General features: G+C 65.8%; 16 protein-coding genes. 7 read left to right on the plus strand and 9 right to left on the minus strand.

Annotated features, from left to right (window positions below; all coding sequences use genetic code 11):
- Positions 1 to 78: 78 nt before the first annotated feature.
- A complete protein-coding gene (locus B9C43_RS48910) occupies positions 79 to 792 on the minus strand; it encodes a nitroreductase family protein (RefSeq protein WP_235039280.1) in 714 nt (237 codons plus the stop codon).
- 70 nt (positions 793 to 862) lie between these two features.
- Here B9C43_RS48910 and B9C43_RS48915 point away from each other — a divergent pair, with 70 nt between their 5' ends.
- Entirely contained in the window at positions 863 to 1,771 is a 909-nt protein-coding gene (locus B9C43_RS48915) for a LysR family transcriptional regulator (RefSeq protein WP_084434147.1), read from the plus strand.
- Between the two features lie 24 nt (positions 1,772 to 1,795).
- Here B9C43_RS48915 and B9C43_RS48920 read toward each other — a convergent pair whose 3' ends face one another.
- Positions 1,796 to 2,545, minus strand: coding sequence for an SDR family NAD(P)-dependent oxidoreductase (locus tag B9C43_RS48920; protein WP_084434148.1), 750 nt, complete (start codon positions 2,543 to 2,545; stop codon positions 1,796 to 1,798).
- A gap of 128 nt (positions 2,546 to 2,673) precedes the next feature.
- On the opposite strand from B9C43_RS48920, the gene B9C43_RS48925 reads away from it, so the two are divergent.
- The gene (locus B9C43_RS48925; protein ID WP_160097279.1) at positions 2,674 to 3,273 is read left to right on the plus strand and encodes a TetR family transcriptional regulator; all 600 of its coding nucleotides are present in this window, start codon (positions 2,674 to 2,676) and stop codon (positions 3,271 to 3,273) included.
- A 95-nt stretch (positions 3,274 to 3,368) separates the two neighbouring features.
- On the plus strand, positions 3,369 to 3,968 hold the full coding sequence (locus B9C43_RS48930; protein ID WP_160097281.1) for a TetR/AcrR family transcriptional regulator: 600 nt from the start codon (positions 3,369 to 3,371) through the stop codon (positions 3,966 to 3,968).
- A 46-nt stretch (positions 3,969 to 4,014) separates the two neighbouring features.
- On the opposite strand, the gene B9C43_RS48935 is transcribed toward B9C43_RS48930, so the two are convergent.
- Genes B9C43_RS48935 through B9C43_RS48945 form a run of 3 tightly spaced genes read right to left on the minus strand, consistent with a single transcriptional unit; the run spans position 4,015 to position 7,726 of the window.
- Positions 4,015 to 6,264, minus strand: coding sequence for a xanthine dehydrogenase family protein molybdopterin-binding subunit (locus B9C43_RS48935; RefSeq protein WP_084434151.1), 2,250 nt, complete (start codon positions 6,262 to 6,264; stop codon positions 4,015 to 4,017).
- Entirely contained in the window at positions 6,261 to 7,238 is a 978-nt protein-coding gene (locus B9C43_RS48940; protein ID WP_084434152.1) for an FAD binding domain-containing protein, read from the minus strand. Before B9C43_RS48940 ends, B9C43_RS48935 begins: the two co-directional genes overlap by 4 nt.
- Positions 7,235 to 7,726: a (2Fe-2S)-binding protein gene (locus B9C43_RS48945; RefSeq protein ID WP_084434153.1), complete on the minus strand. Its 492-nt coding sequence runs from the start codon at positions 7,724 to 7,726 to the stop codon at positions 7,235 to 7,237. Before B9C43_RS48945 ends, B9C43_RS48940 begins: the two co-directional genes overlap by 4 nt.
- Before the next feature lie 223 nt (positions 7,727 to 7,949).
- Here B9C43_RS48945 and B9C43_RS48950 point away from each other — a divergent pair, with 223 nt between their 5' ends.
- Positions 7,950 to 8,537: a TetR/AcrR family transcriptional regulator gene (locus tag B9C43_RS48950; protein ID WP_160097283.1), complete on the plus strand. Its 588-nt coding sequence runs from the start codon at positions 7,950 to 7,952 to the stop codon at positions 8,535 to 8,537.
- A 5-nt stretch (positions 8,538 to 8,542) separates the two neighbouring features.
- On the opposite strand, the gene B9C43_RS48955 is transcribed toward B9C43_RS48950, so the two are convergent.
- From B9C43_RS48955 to B9C43_RS48970, 4 genes are all read right to left on the minus strand, one after another.
- Positions 8,543 to 10,714 (minus strand): xanthine dehydrogenase family protein molybdopterin-binding subunit, encoded by a 2,172-nt coding sequence (locus B9C43_RS48955; RefSeq protein ID WP_084434155.1) that lies wholly within the window; start codon positions 10,712 to 10,714, stop codon positions 8,543 to 8,545.
- The gene (locus B9C43_RS48960) at positions 10,711 to 11,673 is read right to left on the minus strand and encodes an FAD binding domain-containing protein (RefSeq protein WP_084434156.1); all 963 of its coding nucleotides are present in this window, start codon (positions 11,671 to 11,673) and stop codon (positions 10,711 to 10,713) included. Before B9C43_RS48960 ends, B9C43_RS48955 begins: the two co-directional genes overlap by 4 nt.
- Positions 11,660 to 12,112: a (2Fe-2S)-binding protein gene (locus B9C43_RS48965; protein WP_084434157.1), complete on the minus strand. Its 453-nt coding sequence runs from the start codon at positions 12,110 to 12,112 to the stop codon at positions 11,660 to 11,662. The genes B9C43_RS48960 and B9C43_RS48965 overlap by 14 nt, the downstream gene beginning before the upstream one ends.
- A 306-nt stretch (positions 12,113 to 12,418) precedes the next feature.
- A complete protein-coding gene (locus tag B9C43_RS48970; RefSeq protein WP_084434239.1) occupies positions 12,419 to 13,666 on the minus strand; it encodes a cytochrome P450 family protein in 1,248 nt (415 codons plus the stop codon).
- A 199-nt stretch (positions 13,667 to 13,865) separates the two neighbouring features.
- Here B9C43_RS48970 and B9C43_RS48975 point away from each other — a divergent pair, with 199 nt between their 5' ends.
- The 3 genes from B9C43_RS48975 (at position 13,866) to B9C43_RS48985 (ending at position 16,605) form a co-directional block, all read left to right on the plus strand.
- The gene (locus B9C43_RS48975) at positions 13,866 to 14,438 is read left to right on the plus strand and encodes a CGNR zinc finger domain-containing protein (RefSeq protein ID WP_084434240.1); all 573 of its coding nucleotides are present in this window, start codon (positions 13,866 to 13,868) and stop codon (positions 14,436 to 14,438) included.
- 86 nt (positions 14,439 to 14,524) lie between these two features.
- Positions 14,525 to 15,238, plus strand: coding sequence for a haloacid dehalogenase type II (locus B9C43_RS48980; protein ID WP_084434158.1), 714 nt, complete (start codon positions 14,525 to 14,527; stop codon positions 15,236 to 15,238).
- A complete protein-coding gene (locus tag B9C43_RS48985; RefSeq protein WP_084434159.1) occupies positions 15,235 to 16,605 on the plus strand; it encodes an MmgE/PrpD family protein in 1,371 nt (456 codons plus the stop codon). The genes B9C43_RS48980 and B9C43_RS48985 overlap by 4 nt, the downstream gene beginning before the upstream one ends.
- Positions 16,606 to 16,671 lie beyond the last annotated feature (66 nt).

Raw genomic sequence — 16,671 nt, forward strand, 5'->3', positions numbered from 1 at the left:
GACTGACGACAAGGCACCAAGACGACGTCTTTTCCGTGTCTCAGTCCGGCAAGCGGGCTGCGACATCGTCGGCCGCGGTCACCTAGTCGAGTGTGAGTTCGACATGGTCGAGGCGACGACTAGGGCCTCTCGTAAAGGTTTGCGCTCCAGCACCGGAACCTCGCAGTCCTCCGAGGGATAGCCCACCGGGAAAAGGATGTAGGGCCGTTCGGTTGCCGGACGGCCGAGCGCGTCCCTCAGGAACGCCATCGGGTTCGGGGTGTGTGTGAGGGTGGCGAGGCCCATCGTGTGCAGGGCCGTGATGAAGAGCCCGCAAGCGATCCCAACGCTCTCGGAGACGTAGTAGTTCTTCCGGCGGGCGCCGTCGGGCAGCGTTGTGCTCTTCTGCGCGAACACGGCTACCAGCCAGGGGGCGGTCTCAAGGAACTCCTTGTGCTCGTTGGTCTCCAGCGGAGCGAGTGCGGCGTGCCACTCCGGCACGTTGCGGTCGTGGTAGAAGCGGCGTTCCTCCGCCTCGGCGGCCTCGCGGATGCGCCGCTTCAACGCGGCATCCTGCGTGGCGACGAACGTCCACGGCTGGTGATGGGCCCCGCTCGGCGCGGTATTGGCGATCTGCACTGCTGTCCCGATCAGCTCCGGGGCGACTGGGTCCGGCGAGAACCACCGGACGGAGCGCCGCCCGTTCAGGCTGCGGAACAGTTCCAGCCCTCGGCGCAATGCCTCGTCCTCAGAGAGACGAGGGCGCCGGTAGGGCACGAACGGATGGGTGTGTGTACGGGTCGGTGCAACCACCTCTTCACCCTCGCACCGATTGGTTGATCGGTCCAATTCATCTTTCTGGTGAAGAAGATAGGCTGGACTCATGGCTGATCCCACGCTCCGCCAGCTGGAGTTCTTGGTTGCCGTGGCGGACTCGGGTGGCATGACGGCGGCCGCGACACGTTGCCATGTCTCACAGTCCACAGTGTCCCTCGCGATCGCAGAGCTGGAGCGCGTCCTGGAGGTCCGCCTCGTGATCCGCGGCTCGGGGCGGCGCAGCGACTTGACCGACGCCGGGCGCCAAGTGGCCGCCGAGGCCCGCGTTGTGCTGGCGGCCGTGGCTGACCTCGGGGTCACCGCGCGCGGACTAGGCGGCGACCTCGCCGGCACCCTCCGCGTCGGATGCTACGCACCGCTCGCAGCACTGCACCTGCCGTCGCTGATCGCGGGGTTTCGCGAACGGCATCCCGAGGTCCACGTGGAGTACGCCGAGGGCACCCTGCTCGAGCTGCAGCGCGAGCTGCAGCAGGGAACCTGCGAGCTTGCCCTGCTCTACCGCCAGGACCTGCTGCCAGGGATCGCCGCCGAGGTGCTGTACGACCGGCAGCCCAGCGTGCTCTTGCCCGCGAAGCATCGGCTGGCCCGTAAGCGGACGGTCCCGCTGCGCGAGCTCTCGCAGGAACCTTTCATCCTCCTCGACGTCGCTCCCTCGGCGCGGTATTTCGCTGCAGTCTTCGAGTCGCTGGGGCTCACGATGACCGTCGCTTACCGGGCCTCGAGTTTCGAGCTCACCCGAGCGCTCGTCGCGCGCGAACTGGGCTGGTCGCTGTCAGTCCAGCGGCAGCCACTTGAACTGTCTGTCGAAGGGCTGCCGCTGGCCATCCGCCCGGTCCGCGAGGAGGTCCCAACCACGCCAGTCGTCCTCGCGCACGCTGCGGGCGGTCGGCTTACCCGCCGTGCGGAAGCCTTCGCCGCGTTCTGCCGCGAACTGTTCGGCAGCAGGGACGCCTAGTAAAAGCCCGCAGGATCAACGGGTTCAGGCGTTCCAGCCGCCATCGACCGGGATCTCGACGCCGCTGACGTAGGACGCTCCCGGGCTAGCGAGGAAGGCGACGGCGTCGGCCACCTCTTCTGGCTCCGCGTAGCGGTGGAACGGCAGGCCCGCCAGGGCCCACCGACCGAGGTCGGTCTCCTGCGGGATCCCCATGTCTGTCATGGAAAAGCCCGGCGACACGGTGTTGGCCGTGATCCGGCGCGGCGCGAGTTCGTGCGCCCAAGAGCGGGCGTACATGGCCAACGCCGCCTTGGTCGCGCTGTAGTCGGCAAAACCAGCCAGCGCCGCGCGCTGTCCGACGACCGAACCCATAAGGACGATGCGTCCCCCATCGGGCATATGGGCAACCGCCGCCTGGGTGGTCGCCACCGTTCCGTGCACGTTGACCGCCCACAATCGCTCAACGTCCGGTGCTGGCAGTGAACCCATCGGCCCGCCGGTGAAAATCCCAGCCGAGTTGACCACGATGTCGATCTTCCCGAAATTGGACGCGACCTGCTCCACCATCGCCTCGGCCTCGGCGCGGATACCGAGGTCCGCCTGGTACAGCTCAGCGCGCACTCCCGACGCCCGCAGGTCTGTCACGACGGCGGCGGCCTTGTCCTTCTCCTGATGGAAGGCGATGGCCACATCAGCGCCAGAAGCCGCGAGCCGGCGCGCACTCGCTGCACCGAGCCCACGACTGCCGCCCGTCACGAGCGCCACCTTCCCCGCCAGTTCCTTGTCCGTCACTCGGCTTCTCCCTCGCACATGCGGGACTGAGTCCCGCGTTTTTGAAACTGCGTCTCACAATAGCGAGACTGAGTATGATCAATGACAGGGCGTGCACACCGCTGGCGAGGACGTCTTATGGTGAGACGATGACCACCAGTCCCCGGCCGACCCGTGAGAGCCGGCAGGAGCAGACCCGCGAGGCCATCCGGCATGCGGCGATCGCGCTCTTCGTCGACCACGGTTTCGACGCCGTCGCGGTGGCGGACATCGCCGAGCGCGCCGGGGTGTCGCGCAGCACGTTCTTCCGCCACTTCCCGGACAAGGCGGATGTGCTGTTCCACGACGACAGCGGGTCGCACCTACTACTCGCCCGCGCGATCGCCGGGGCAGCCCGGTCTCGCGCGCCGCTTGGCGACTCGCTGCGGGCCTGCTTGGAGGTACTGCACTCCGCTCTCCTCGTACTGGCGGACACGAAGGCCATCCAGGCGATCCGCTACCCCGCCCTTGAGCAACTGATTGCGTCCACTCCGCAACTGCAGGCCTGCAGCCTGGTGAAGGAGCGCGGCTACACCGATGTCATGGTCGAAGCGCTGATTGATCAGGGGGCAGAGCCGCTGATCGCTCGGCAGGCCGGGCACGTCGCGACGGCCTGCTACGACAGCGGGTACACCGAGGCGTTCCACGATCCCGAGCAGCTCAGCGATGCTGTGGACCGCGCCTTCCGGCGGCTCTTCGCCCTGGCCTGATACCGCCCAGGGCTGACTGGTGGTTCGGCGAACCATTCTGTCTCTCACATCGCATGGAGCTGGACCGCACGGTCCAGCGATGTACGGTTGACCACATGACGACGACGCCGATGACGGAGAGAGGGATCGCGACGCGCGGCCGAATCGTGAGTACCGCCGCTGACCTGATCCTTGAACGAGGCGCCCGGGGCACGAGCCTGGACGACATCCGCGCGGCGACGAAGACAAGCAAGAGCCAGCTCTTCCACTACTTCCCAGGCGGCAAGAGCGACCTGGTCGACGCCGTCGCCACACTGCAGGCCGAACGCGTGCTCGAAGCCCAGCGCCCGTTCCTCGACCACCTCGACACCTGGGAGTCGTGGCTGGGATGGCGCGACGCGCTGCTCGCGTACTACGAGACACAACCTTTGGGCTGCCCGATCGGTGCGCTCAGTGCGGAACTTGCCCGTACCGATCCGGACCACGCAGCCACGGTGATCGCTCACATGGAGCGCTGGCGCAGTTATCTGGAGGCCGGCTTGGCTCGCATGGTCGACACCGACCTGCTGCAGCCGAGCATCGACCCCCGATTCCTCAGCATGAAGATCTTCAGTGCCCTGCACGGCGGCCTTGCCCTGATGACCATGTTCGAGTCGGTGGAACCGCTGCGCGCCGGCTTGGATGCCGGCCTCGCAGCGCTGCGCGAGGCCGCCTGACCGCGCTGAAGCAGTTGACATGCAGCGAGATAGATATCCAGTCACTTCAGCCTGCACGGGTCAGTCCCTTTTGGATGATGCGTCCGGGGGTGATGGGCAGGTCGCGTACCCGCACGCCGATGGCGTCGTAGACGGCGTTGGCCACTGCTGCGGCGGTGCCGGTGGCGGACAGCTCCCCAATGCCCTTGGCACCCAGCGGTCCCGCGTGTTCGTCGAACTCGTCGACGAAGGCGATGTCAATGGCGGCAGGGATGTCGGCGTTAACCGGCAGCGCGACACCGGCCAGGTTCTGTGAGTGCCACCGCCCGAGCGCCGGTTCGAAGGTGCTGGCCTCCAGTGCGGCCATTCCCCAGCCCCACACGATGCCACCGATCATCTGGGACCGGGCGGTCCGCTCGTTGACGATGCGGCCGGCGCTGTAGACACCGGTGGCACGGCGCAGCCGCAGCAACCCCAGTTCCGGGTCGACGGCGACCTCGACGAACACCGCGCCGAACGTGCGGGTGGCGTACTCGGCGGGTCCGGCGTCCGCGGGCACTCCGCCGGGTAGCGCGAACGATCCCTCCACGGCCAGTTCACCGCCATGCATCGCCATCAGCGCGGTGAAGGGGATGTCCTCGTCTGTGCGGCTGAACGGCACCCGCTGGCCGCCGTCGCGGCGCAGCCGCCCGTCGGCGCAGGACACTTCGTCGGCGGGCCAACCGGCGATGCGGGCCAACTCGGCGCGTAACCGTTGCGCCGCGTCCAGCACGGCCGCGCCCACGCCGATAGTGGTGCCCGAACCGTAGGTGGGGCCTGCGAACGGCAGCCGCGCGTCGCCATGCTTGACCCGGATCTGCTCGGGCCGCAGCCCGAGGACGCTGGCCGCAACCTGGGGAAAGATCGTGCCGGGTCCCTGACCGATATCGGTGAACCCCACTTCTAGAGTGACCGTCGCGGTGCGGTCCATGACCAGCCTGGCCCGCGAGGGGAACCGAAACTGGCCCTGGGTCGCGTCGGCCATACCGCACCCAATGCGCCACGGACCATCGACCGTACCGCCAGCGGGCCGCGTCCGCCAGCCGAATCTCCGGGCGGCCTCACCGTATGCCTGCACCAGCTTCTTGGACGTCCACGGCTTGCCAGTGGCCGGTTCGGTGTCCGCGTGATTGATCAGCCGCAGGTCCAACGGGTCGATGCCAGCCGCGTGCGCCAACTCGTCGACCGCCGAACCCAGCGCCCACGTACCTGGCCCGTCCAGCGGTGACCGCATGAACGTCGGCAGGTTCACGTTGCCGCGCCGGACCCGCTGACTGGTACTGATTGACGGCGACGCGTACAGACCCAGCGCAGTCGCCGTGGCGAACTCGACGTAGTCCTCAGTCACAGCGGTGGTGTTGACGGCGTCGTGATGGACCGTGATCAGCGAGCCGTTGTCGGCCGCGCCGAGCGCAACGTCGTGCCACATCGCAGGCTGGTAGCCGACCATGGCGTACATCTGCGCCCGCGTGAGCACCAGCTTCACCGGTCGGCCAGGGCCCATGACCATGGCCGCCTGGGCGGCGATGATCTCGTGCGGCCAGACGAACGCCTTCGCGCCGAACCCGCCTCCGGTGTGAGGCGAACGCACCAGGACCTTGTCCTGGTCCAGCCCCAGCGCCGCAGCCAGGGTGTCGCGCACGGCGTACACATGCTGGACCGAGTCGGTCACCGTCAGCGTGTCGCCGTCCCATTCAGCGACGATTGCCGAGGGTTCCATCGGGTTGTTGTGCCGGTCGGGCTGAGTGTAGGTCGCCGCCACGTGCACCGGCGTCTCGCGAGGATCCATCGGTTCGCCGACCTGCTCGGTCAGCGGCATCAACTGAGCGTAACCCTCGGCGGTAGTCGCGTCGCGCACCGGCGCGTCCGCAGGTACGACAAACGGCGCCGACACGATGTGCGGCCGCACGAGCGTGGCGGCGTGCTCGGCGTCCTGCAGCGTGTCCGCAAGCACGACTGCCACCGCCTGACCGTGATAGCAGACGCGGTCGTCCTGCAGGGGCAGAAAACGAGTGGCCAGCGGAGGCACGCTGACCTCGTCCAGTCGCGAGTTCGGCCGGGGCAAGTCTCCGGGGCCGAGCACAGCCACCACACCGGGCACCGCCAGCGCCTCGGCTGTGTCCAGATGCGTCAGGGAACCCGCTGGCACCGGCGAGCCGACCAGCACGGCGTGCAACGTTCCGCTAGGTCGGTGGTCCGCGGTGAACATCGCGGCGCCGGTCACCTTCGCAGGCCCGTCCAGCCTGTGCACGCCGGCCCCGATCGTCGTCCCGTTCATGCCGCCACCGCCTGCCGCAGCGCCCGCGCCACCGCGTTACGGGCGAGTGTGATCTTGTATTCGTTGCCGGGTAGCGGCTTGGCGTCCGCGAAACCGGCCTCGATCGCTCGCTGTGCGGCGGCGCTGCCAATTCGGTGCCCGACCAGCAGCCGCTCCGTGGCGTCCAACCGCCACGGCCGCATCGCCACTGACCCGAGCGCGATCCGGGCCCGCCGCACCACGTCACCGTCGACTTCTATCGCCACTGCGACTGCCACGGTGGCGAATTCGTAGCTGGCGCGCGGGCGCACCTTGAGATACGCCGAGGTTGGCGCGGCCCCGGTGATCTCGATGTCAGTGATGACCTCCCCCGGCCGCAGCACGTTGTGCGCCGCCGCGTCCTGACTGGGCAGCGTGTTCAGCTCCCGCGCGTCGATGCGCCTGCCGCCGTTGGCGTGGCGGGTGACGTAGACCGCGTCGAGCGCGGCCAGCGCCGTGCCCGGGTCCGACGGCTGCACCGCGACACAGTCGTCGGTCCAGCCGAAGATGGCCTGGTTGTCGGTGATGCCGTGTCGCGCGGCGCACCCTGAGCCGGGCCGCCGCTTGGTGCACGGCGTCTCGGTCTCGGACCGGAAGTACGGACACCGTGTGTACTGCAGCGGATTCCCGCCGATGGTGGCCAGGTTGCGCAACTGGGCGGAGGCAGCCAGGTGGATCGACTCACGCAGCACGGGAAACCGTTGGGTCACCAGTGGGTGGGCAGCCACGTCGTTCAGCCTCACCAGCGGTCCGATATGGACGGTGTCGCCGACGAGTGAGATGTCCGCAAGGCCGGGCACGGTCTTCAGATCCACCAGCGTGGTGGGAGCCTGCACGCCCAGCCGCATCCAATTGCCTACCTCCGTGCCGCCTGCGATCAACATCGAACCCGGCGCCACGGTGCGTTCCATTGCCTCGTCCACGGTGCCGGCACGCTCGTAGGTGAACGGCATCATGACTCCATCTCCTTCGCCGCAGCCGCCACAGCTGCGGTGATCTGTGGGTAGGCCGAGCAGCGGCAGATGTTGCCGCTCATCCACTCCCGGATCTCACCGGCGTCGCTGACATGCCCCTCAGCCACGCACGCCACTGCGGACATGATCTGCCCCGGCGTGCAGAACCCACACTGGAACGCGTCGTGGTCGATGAACGCGCGTTGCATCGGGTGCAACTCACCGTCAGCGGCCAATCCCTCCACCGTGGTGATCTCGGCGCCGTGGATGCCGGCCAGCAACACCATGCACGCGTTGGCTCGCCGTCCGTCGACCAGCACGGTGCAACTGCCGCACTCGCCACGATTGCATCCCTTCTTCGCCCCGGTCAGGCCGCGGTCCTCGCGCAGAAAGTCGAGCAGCGTCACCCGCGCGTCATGATCGACATCCACCTGCTCGCCGTTGACCTTCACCGCTGTTCGCACAGTGGGTCCAAGGAGAACTCGATTCATCACACGCTCCTTCACACAGCTCCGACCGAATTACCGACCGCGTCCAGGCCCGAGCGCGGTGCGCCCAAGCGGCCGTGATGCACGGGCTTACGCTGCCAGGCCAGAGCCGGGGCCAGCATCAGTCGTTTTACTGACGTGCTGTCTGTGCCTCTGCGCCAGCTCGACCGGCGGGAACCAGGACATCAACGGAGCACTCGGTCCACATTCGTCTAACGTGGTCCCGGTGAGCAGCAGTTCAGCGCCCGTCGAGGACCATCCCAAACGGGCTGCCGTACTGGACGCCGCCCTTGTGGTGTTCGGGCGGTTCGGGTTCCAGAAGACGTCGATGGAGGCGGTCGCCAAGGCGGCCGGGATCTCCCGGCCGGGGCTCTACCTGCTGTTCCCCAACAAAGAAGCCCTCTACCGGGCCACCATGCAGGGCGTCATGGAACGCGCCCAGCGCGAGATGGAGGCCCGGTTCGCCGACGACACGCTGAGCTTCGAGGACAAGCTCGTCGAGGCGTTCGACGCTCTCATGGGGCTGTACGTCGAGTCTCAAGTGTCCCGTGACCTGGGCACACTCCTTGCCAACAGCGGGCCTCAACTCGGCTCGATGTTCGGCGATTACCAGAACAAAGCCCAGACGACGATCACCGCGCAGATCAAGAAACACGCTCCACCAGGTCTGCTCACCACGCGGGGCGCGGCGAAGGACGTAATGAACCTGCTCTACGCCGCCGCGCTGACCTGGAAATCGACCGCGGCCACCCGGGCCGAGTTCCGGGAACAAGTCAGACGCGCCACTCGGCTGATCTGCCGAAGCCAGGGGTGACACCGCTAGTCCAGAAGGTCCTCGATGGTGATCGGGATATGGCGGACACGGATGCCTGTGGCGTTGTAGACCGCGTTGGCCACCGCAGCGGCCATACCGACTACGCCTATTTCGCCAAGGCCCTTGGCACCACTCGGATTGTGCAAGGTATCCGCATACTGTACGAAGTGGACATCGACATCCGGGATGTCCGCGTTCACCGGCACCAGATAACCGGCCAGGTCACCGTTGGCTGGACGACCGTCCGGCTCGATGTCCAGACGTTCGTGCAGCGCCGCCGAAACACCCCAGATCATGCCGCCCATGATCTGACTTCTGGCGGTTTTCTCGTTGATGATCCGGCCGGCGTCGAACACGCCGAGCATCCGCGACACACGGGTCTCGCACGTCCACTTGTGCACGCGGACCTCGACGAACTGGGCACCGAAGCAGCTGAACGAGTGCTTGGTCAGCTCCTCCCCCGGTGCCGACGAGCCTGTGGCGGTGATCGATTCGCGGCCCACCTGCCGCAGCAGTTCACCGAAGCTCATCACCTGTCCGTCAGCGTGCACACGGCCATCCGTGTACGAGACCTCCTTGCCGGCGAACGGTGCGCCTGGCGATGACGCCACCGCCAGGAGATCATCGATCACCTGGGCCGCGGCGATCATGATGGCGGAGGCGACGCTCGCCGTGCCGGTGGAACCGCCGGACAAGCCACCCGGCGTCAACGCCGAGTCGCCCAGCCGCGGGGTGATCCGGTCGGCCGGGATGTTCAGCGATTCCGCGCCGACCAACGACATCACGGTCCGCAGCCCGGTTCCAGGGTCCGCGCCGCCGACCGAGACCACTGCGGTCTCATCGGCTCGCAGTGAGATCAGCACAGTGGCCGGGAACCGCATCGCCGGATACATGGCTGTCGCCGTGCCCATGCCCACTACCCAGTCGCCGTCCTCGTGTCCTTCCGGTGAACGATTCGCCCAACCGAAGCGTCTCGCACCGATGCGGTAGCACTCCTCAAGGTGCTTGCTCGACCACAGCAAGTCGCTTCCTGCTGGAGCGGTCGAGTTGTTGCGCAGGCGGAGCTCGATCGGATCCATGCGCAGCGCGACAGCCAGCTCGTCGATCGCGCTTTCCAACGCGAACGAGCCAGGCGCCTCGCCCGGTGCCCGCATGATCGACGTTGGCGTTATGTTCAACGGCACCATCTTCTGGCTGATGGCCACATTCGGGATGGCGTAGGCCTTCGGGGTCATCGTGTGTGAGGTCGGTTCGACGTATGACCGGTCCCTCGGTGTACTGGACCACGAGTCGTGCCGCAGGGCGATCAGGGTACCGTCCGCGGCCGCGCCGAGGGCGATCTTCTGCAGCGTCTCTGGGCGGTTCGCGGTCGCGGTGAACACCTGTTCCCGGGTAAGCACTATCTTCACCGGCCGGTTCAGCACCTTGGCCGCCGCCGCGGCCAGGAACGCCTCGACCGACACCCGAGTCTTGCTGCCGAAGGCACCGCCAACGAACGGGCTCAGCACGCGCACAGACGACTCGTCGACGTCCAGCCCACTGGCCAACTCCGCAGCCTGCATGCCGGCCGATTGGGTTCCACAATAGACAGTCAACTTGCCGGACTCCCACACCGCGACCGCGGAATGTGGCTCCATCGCAGCGTGGTTCTGCGCCGCAGTCGAGTACGTACCCTCGATGACCACCTGGCTGGCCGTCAGCGCGTCCTGGATCGACTCGACACCGGGCGCGAGTTCGACTACGACAGACGGCGTGCCTTCGCGTGTCGGCGGTGCGTCTTCGGCCAAATCAAGGTTGTCCCGTAGCGAAGTGGCACTCGGGCGCAGCTGGTAGGTGACCTTGACGAGCGCCGCGGCATCCCGGGCCTGCTCGAAGGTTTCCGCCACTACCAAGCCGATCGGCTGGCCGTAGTACGCGACCTCAGTGTCTTGTAAGGGAACCCACGTCTGGCCGAAAAGCATACTGGTCGCTGTACGCAGCTTCAGCGGGTCGAACGGCGAATACACGCCGACCACACCGGGAGCGCTCTTGGCCACTGTGGTATCCATAGCCACGACTTCGCCGTGCCCGACGGTGCTGACCACGACATATCCGTGGACCATGTCAGGAAAACCGTGGTCCGCCCCGTACTTGGCCCGGCCAGAGACCTTCAACGGACCGTCCACCCGGCTGGTCATGCGCTGCTCCCCTCCGTCAGTTCGACCAATGCGCGGAAGATAGTCGACTTCACCAATGACACCTTGAATCTGTTATTCGACAACGGTTTCGCTCCCTCAACGGCGACACCAGCCGCTTCGTCGAAGGCAGCCGCGGTGGGCGGAGCCCCGCGCAGCGCCGCTTCGACCCGGTGCAGTCGCCACGGCACAGTGGCCACGCCGCCGACCGCCACTCGCGCATCGACAATTCGCGAGTCCTGGACATGGAGTGCCACGGCGGCAGAGCACAGCGCGAATTCGTAGGATTGCCGGTCCCGTACTTTGACGTAGGTGGAGTGCTGCGCCCAGTCCAGCCGCGGCACGATGACCTCGGTGATCAGCTCGCCAGGCCGTAGATCGTTCTCCACCGCGGGTGTGTCACCCGGCAGGCGGTAGAAGTCAGCCAGCTTCACCGTTCGGTCCCCTTGACCGCTGACGAGCCGGATCTCCGTGTCCAGTGCGACCAGGGAAACCGCTACATCACTGGCGTGCGTCGCGACACACGAGCCGCTCGCGCCGAGGATGGCGTGCATCCGGTTCGCGTCCGTGACAGCCGGGCAACCGCTGCCTGGTTCCCGCTTGTTGCATGGCATGGCCACATCACGGAAATAGCCGCATCGAGTGCGCTGCAGCAGGTTTCCACCGATGCTGGCCATATTGCGCAACTGCTGTGACGCGCTCAGCGATAAGGCGCGCGAGATCATCGGGTAGACACCAGGATGCGCGGCGATGTCGCTCATCCGCTCCAGCGCCCCGAACCGAATCCCGTCCGCCGTGTCGATACCGCGCAGAGGTAACGCGTTGATGTCCAGAACATGGTGCGGTGTCAAGACATTCAACTTCATCAGGTCGACGAGGGTCGTTCCGCCCGCGACATACATGCCGGTCTGGGCCAGCGCGGCCTCGACAGTGGTGGGCGCAGTCAGCTCAAAGGGACGCATCAGCCCGCCTGACCTGTTCGATCGCCGCGACGATGTTCGGGTACGCCGCGCAGCGGCACAGGTTGCCGGACATGAACTCCCTGACATCCGCGACACCCTGCTCGACCGCCGCGACCGCGGACATGATCTGACCGGACGTGCAGAACCCGCACTGCAGGGCATCCTGCTCGACGAACGCCCGCTGGACCGGATGCAACTCGTCCCCGTCGGCCAAACCATCCACAGTGATCACCGGCTCGCGCACGGTCGCGGCGAGGGTAAGACACGACAGCACCGGCCGGCCGCCCACATGCACGGTGCAGGCGCCACACTGCCCCCGATCGCAGCCCTTCTTCGGCCCGGTGACGCCTAGGCGCTCACGCAACGCATCCAGCAGGGTCACACCGGGATCCATCCTCAACTGTTCGGCTTTGCCATTGACTTCAAGACTGATGTCCACTGGATCTCTTTCCCGCTCACAGTCCACACCGGAAGACTGACGGCGCGGAGGCTACGCCGGCCAGCTGTGACAGACAGATTAGACATATCAGGTCATGCTGTCTATATCGACAAGATTACTGACGACAGTGCTCCCGGGCCCCGCGTATGGCTGGAACGTGCCATGATCCACCCGAGACATCGGGGGATCCACAATGGATCGAAACACAGTACCGTGTCAGATCTCCACGAGCGGACCGCGATCCGAGGGCCCCTTGCTCCCGGAAGTTCGACGATCGCGCCGTGACGAGTCGGGGTGGCTGCCTCGTCAGCCGTTGAGAATGACGGGCAGAGACCTCAGTCCGTGCATCAAGGTGCTTTTCCGATACTGAGGCGCAGGTTTCGTGGTGTCCAAGGTCATGTTCGGAAAGCTGTCCACTAGGCGGCCGAGTGCGACTTCGCCTTCCAGCCTGGCCAGAGGCGCGCCCACGCAATAGTGGATGCCGTGACCGAAGGCGAGGTGTTGATTCGCCGAGCGCGTGAAGTCGAGTTCCGCCGGATGATCGAACCGGGCTTCGTCGTGGTTGGCAGCGAGCAACGCCACCAAGACGAACTCGTTCGCGGGGATCTCCACGTCGCCGACTCGGACCGGCTCGACGGTGAACCTGGTGGTGGCGGTGTTCAACGGGCTTTCCAACCGCAGGAACTCCTCGACCGCAGCGGGCAGCAGTGTCGGATCGGCCCGCAACCGGGCAAGCTTGTCGCGATCGCGCAGCAGCGCGAACACACTGTTGCCGATCAGGTTCACCGTGGTCTCATAGCCGGCCATGATCAACAGAAACGTCATGGAAAGCAGTTCCGCCTCGCTGAGCCTGTCGTCGTCCTCGGACACCGCGACCAGTTCGGACAGCAGATCGTCATCCGGTTGGACACGTTTGTCAGCCAAGAGCCGTGGCAGATAGCCGCCTAACGCCTCCTCCGCTGATCGCTGCCTGGCAGCGGACGTCGATCCGATGAAGGGTTCGATCCAGCTCACAAAAGCGGCACGGTCCGCCTCTGGGATGCCAAGCAGGGCGCTGATGACCCTGATCGGCAGCGGCAACGCGAACGACCGGATGAGATCCACCCCGACTCGGGTGTCCAAATCGTCGATCAGCTCCTCGGTGATCTGTTCGACACGCGGACGCAAATGCTGGACCGCACGAGCAGCGAAGGCCTTGTTGACCAGCTTACGCAACCTCGTGTGATCGGGCGGGTCGGCATGCAGCATGTTCGCACTCAACGGCGATCGGTGTGGACCGCCCAGCCCCGGCGGGAACAGCTTAAGCGCCTTGAAGTGGTCCTTGGCCAGCCTGTGGTCCGCGAGCAGCGCTTTGGCCTCCTCGTAGCCGGTGATCAGCCAGGCTCGGACACCTCCCCACACGATGACTTGATGAACCGGGCCCAATGGGCGCAGCCGCCGGTAGAAGGCTTGCAGGTCCTCGACGAACTCGCTGCCGAGTGACTCCGGGTGCAGATCCACGGACGCCTCCCGTCCTTGGGCCAACTGACCGAACGTGGTCTGTAAGAACCCCATCATCAGCGTCCGAATCCGCCGCCACCGCCGCCGCCACCGCACACGGCGAGAACGTGCCACCCACGTCACCAGATCAAGTCCACTAAGGACGGCCGCAAGACTGATGACGTCGATACCGAAGCGCTCCGACGTGTGACGTATGTCATTGCTATCATGAGCTTAACTACTGGACCGCAACACGGTGCGTCAGGAGTTCGTCGTGGCGTTGAATGACTACACGGGCCGAGCCGCGTTGACGGCGGTCGACCTGATCAACAGCTATGACGTGATGACCGGAACAGACACCCTGACGTCTGGTAACGAGGCCGCCGCACTGCTTCGGCGGCGCGGCTGGGTGGTGGACCGTCCAGTGTCGGCCGCGAATCTGGGCCGCCTGCGAGACCTCCGACCGCGGTTGCGGTTCGTCTTCGGCAACGCGGACGTGGCCAAGTCCGTCGAGGACCTCAACAGACTGCTGCGCGAACTGCAGGCTCAGCCGCAACTGACCGATCATGATGGCGCGTGGCACTGGCATTACGCACGCCCCAAGGCGCCACTCCCGGAGCGGGTCGCCACGACCTGCGTGATGGCATTGTTGACTGTGATCGCCGAAGGTGACGCGCCCCGGCTGAAGGTGTGCGAAGGCAGCGACTGTGCCAACGTCTTCATCGACGCCTCCCGGCCAGGTTCGCGCCGGTTCTGCGACTCGAAGGGCTGCGGCAACCGGGCACACGTGTCGGCCTATCGCGAGCGCAAGAAGCACGCCGCCAGCGACGACGACATGAGTTATTAGCTATTGACTACTGACATCCCGGTTGCATACCGTGAGCGACAACAACTCCGAAGACGCAGCTCGTCCTGCGCACAGGGGAGACACGGATGGCCCCACTGCTACCGGTGACGCCGCGGCTGATCACCTTTGACACCTACGGCACCCTCATCGACTGGGATTCCGCACTTCGTTCGTACATTGGCAGACTCTTCGCTGCCAAGGGAGTGCAGCGGGACGTGCGCAGATTTCATGAAAACTGGTACTACAGGCACGCACTGCCCGCCGTAGCGGGGCCGTTCCAGCCATATCGGCCCTTGCTGGAGAAGACGATGGCCTTGGCCCTGTCGGAAGTCGGCGTTGCCGCGGACCCCAAGGAACTGTCCGCGCTCGGCGACGTGATGGCCGACGCCGCGCCGTTCGCGGACGCCGTTTCTGTCCTTAGTGTACTCAAGCAGCATGTCCCGCTGGCCACGATCTCCAACAGCCAGCAGGACATCATCGAGATCAGCGCGAGAAAGCTGGGTGATCCGTTCACCTTCATCTTCACGGGTGAGATCGTTGAGGCGTACAAGCCGCATCCCGCGCTGTTCGAATTGGTCCTCGACCGCGCCGGTGTTCAGCCGCACGAGGTTGTGCACGTAGCCCAATCGCAGTACGTGGATCTGCCACGCTCGGTATCAATGGGCATTCCGACGGTGTGGATCAACCGGCAGCAGCAACAACTCGATCCGCATACCCCAGTGCCCACCGCCGAACTGCCAGACCTGCACGGTTTGCCGTCCCTACTCAACTATCCGCATGGGAACGGAAGCCAGCTGTGACCATCACACCGACCCAGCAACTCATCGACCGTCTCGGTGTCTTCGCCTACGACAACCTGCCTGCCCCGGTGATCCGGCAGGCGAAGAACGCGCTTTACGACAGCCTCGGTGCGTTGCTCGCCGCGACCTCGCGCCGATACCCCATCATGTCCTTGCTGGAAAACATGGTCCGCAACGCCGGAGGGACGCCGGAATCGCGACTTGCCGGCTCATCGCTGCGCACCAACGCCGTTACCGCGGCGCTGGCCAACGGAACACTGGCTTACTACTGCGACATCGAAAGCCATCACCCGTCCGCGAATGTGCACGCCATCGCCGTGGTCGGCCCGGCGGCGCTCGCTGTCGGCGAAAGCCAGCGATCAACTGGTGCCGACGTCCTCTCCGCCATCGTCGCCGGCATCGATGTGGCCGCTCGCGTGAGCTACGCCTTGGGCCCCGCCGTTCAATACGCGCGAGGGTTTCACCCCACGACCGTGGCAGGCACATTCGGCAGTGCGGTGGCCGCCGGTCTCCTGCTCGGCCTCGACGACGAACAATTCCGGAATGCCTTCGGCCTGGCGGGTACGAGCGCGTCGGGCCTGCTGTCATGGGTCGATGATCCGACTGAACAGTCGCGGCCGTTGAACATCGGACTGGCCGCTCAGGCCGGGGTCCAGGCGGCCATGCTGGCGGCAACTGGATTCCGCGGCCCAGCCGACATCTTCGGCGGCAAATACCCCTTCGGCAAGGCATTCACCGGCCAGTGGGATCAGGACGCCCTCCTGGCCCAACTCGGCGAACGCTACGCGGTGGGCGAACTGTTCTTCAAACGCAACTCCTGCTGCGTGTTCATTCCAGCCAGCCTCGACGGACTGCTGGACATCCTCGATTCCGAGGGCCTCGTCGCCGACGACATCGCATCCGTGTACATCTGCGCGCCGCGATCGTCCTATCACGTCATCGACGGCAATCCCTTGCGATCCCACTGTGTCCAATACGTTCTCGCCGTCGCAGCTCACAGAGGACACGTCGACTTCGCCGACATCATGGACGACCGCCGCACCGATCCGGCCATCGCCTCGCTCGCCGAGAAAATCACCATCGAGGGTGACGACTCCTTCGATGAACGTTGGGGAGGACTTCGCCAATCGGTCGGCTCCATCACGGCAGTCACCACCAAGACCGGCGTGACATTCGTACGAGACGTCGAGTTCCCACTGGGCGCGGCCGAGAACCCCTTGTCGGACAAGGACCTCGAGCAGAAGTTCACCAACCTCACCGCGAACATCATCGAGTCCGACCAGGCCCACCGGATCAAGCAGGCTGTCCAGCAACTCGACACCATGGCGGACATCAACGAGCTGACACGGCTCCTTGAGTCAAGGTAGGCGGGCCAACCTCACGACGCCCCACCTGGCGACGTTCTGGCCGTCAAGCGGAGAGATCCAATCTGA

Source organism: Kibdelosporangium aridum (assembly GCF_900176515.1).
In the GTDB taxonomy this organism is placed as follows: Bacteria; Actinomycetota; Actinomycetes; order Mycobacteriales; family Pseudonocardiaceae; genus Kibdelosporangium; species Kibdelosporangium aridum.

What these genes read in the sequence shown, in the direction of transcription:
- B9C43_RS48980 (WP_084434158.1), top strand. Translation starts at nt 14,525, where the DNA reads ATGGCCCCACTGCTACCGGTGACGCCGCGGCTGATCACCTTTGACACC.
- B9C43_RS48940 (WP_084434152.1), bottom strand. Translation starts at nt 7,238, where the DNA reads ATGATGCCGTTCACCTACGAGCGTGCCGGCACCGTGGACGAGGCAATG.
- B9C43_RS48955 (WP_084434155.1), bottom strand. Translation starts at nt 10,714, where the DNA reads ATGACCAGCCGGGTGGACGGTCCGTTGAAGGTCTCTGGCCGGGCCAAG.
- B9C43_RS48930 (WP_160097281.1), top strand. Translation starts at nt 3,369, where the DNA reads ATGACGACGACGCCGATGACGGAGAGAGGGATCGCGACGCGCGGCCGA.
- B9C43_RS48970 (WP_084434239.1), bottom strand. Translation starts at nt 13,666, where the DNA reads ATGGGGTTCTTACAGACCACGTTCGGTCAGTTGGCCCAAGGACGGGAG.
- B9C43_RS48915 (WP_084434147.1), top strand. Translation starts at nt 863, where the DNA reads ATGGCTGATCCCACGCTCCGCCAGCTGGAGTTCTTGGTTGCCGTGGCG.
- B9C43_RS48945 (WP_084434153.1), bottom strand. Translation starts at nt 7,726, where the DNA reads ATGAATCGAGTTCTCCTTGGACCCACTGTGCGAACAGCGGTGAAGGTC.
- B9C43_RS48925 (WP_160097279.1), top strand. Translation starts at nt 2,674, where the DNA reads ATGACCACCAGTCCCCGGCCGACCCGTGAGAGCCGGCAGGAGCAGACC.
- B9C43_RS48960 (WP_084434156.1), bottom strand. Translation starts at nt 11,673, where the DNA reads ATGCGTCCCTTTGAGCTGACTGCGCCCACCACTGTCGAGGCCGCGCTG.
- B9C43_RS48935 (WP_084434151.1), bottom strand. Translation starts at nt 6,264, where the DNA reads ATGAACGGGACGACGATCGGGGCCGGCGTGCACAGGCTGGACGGGCCT.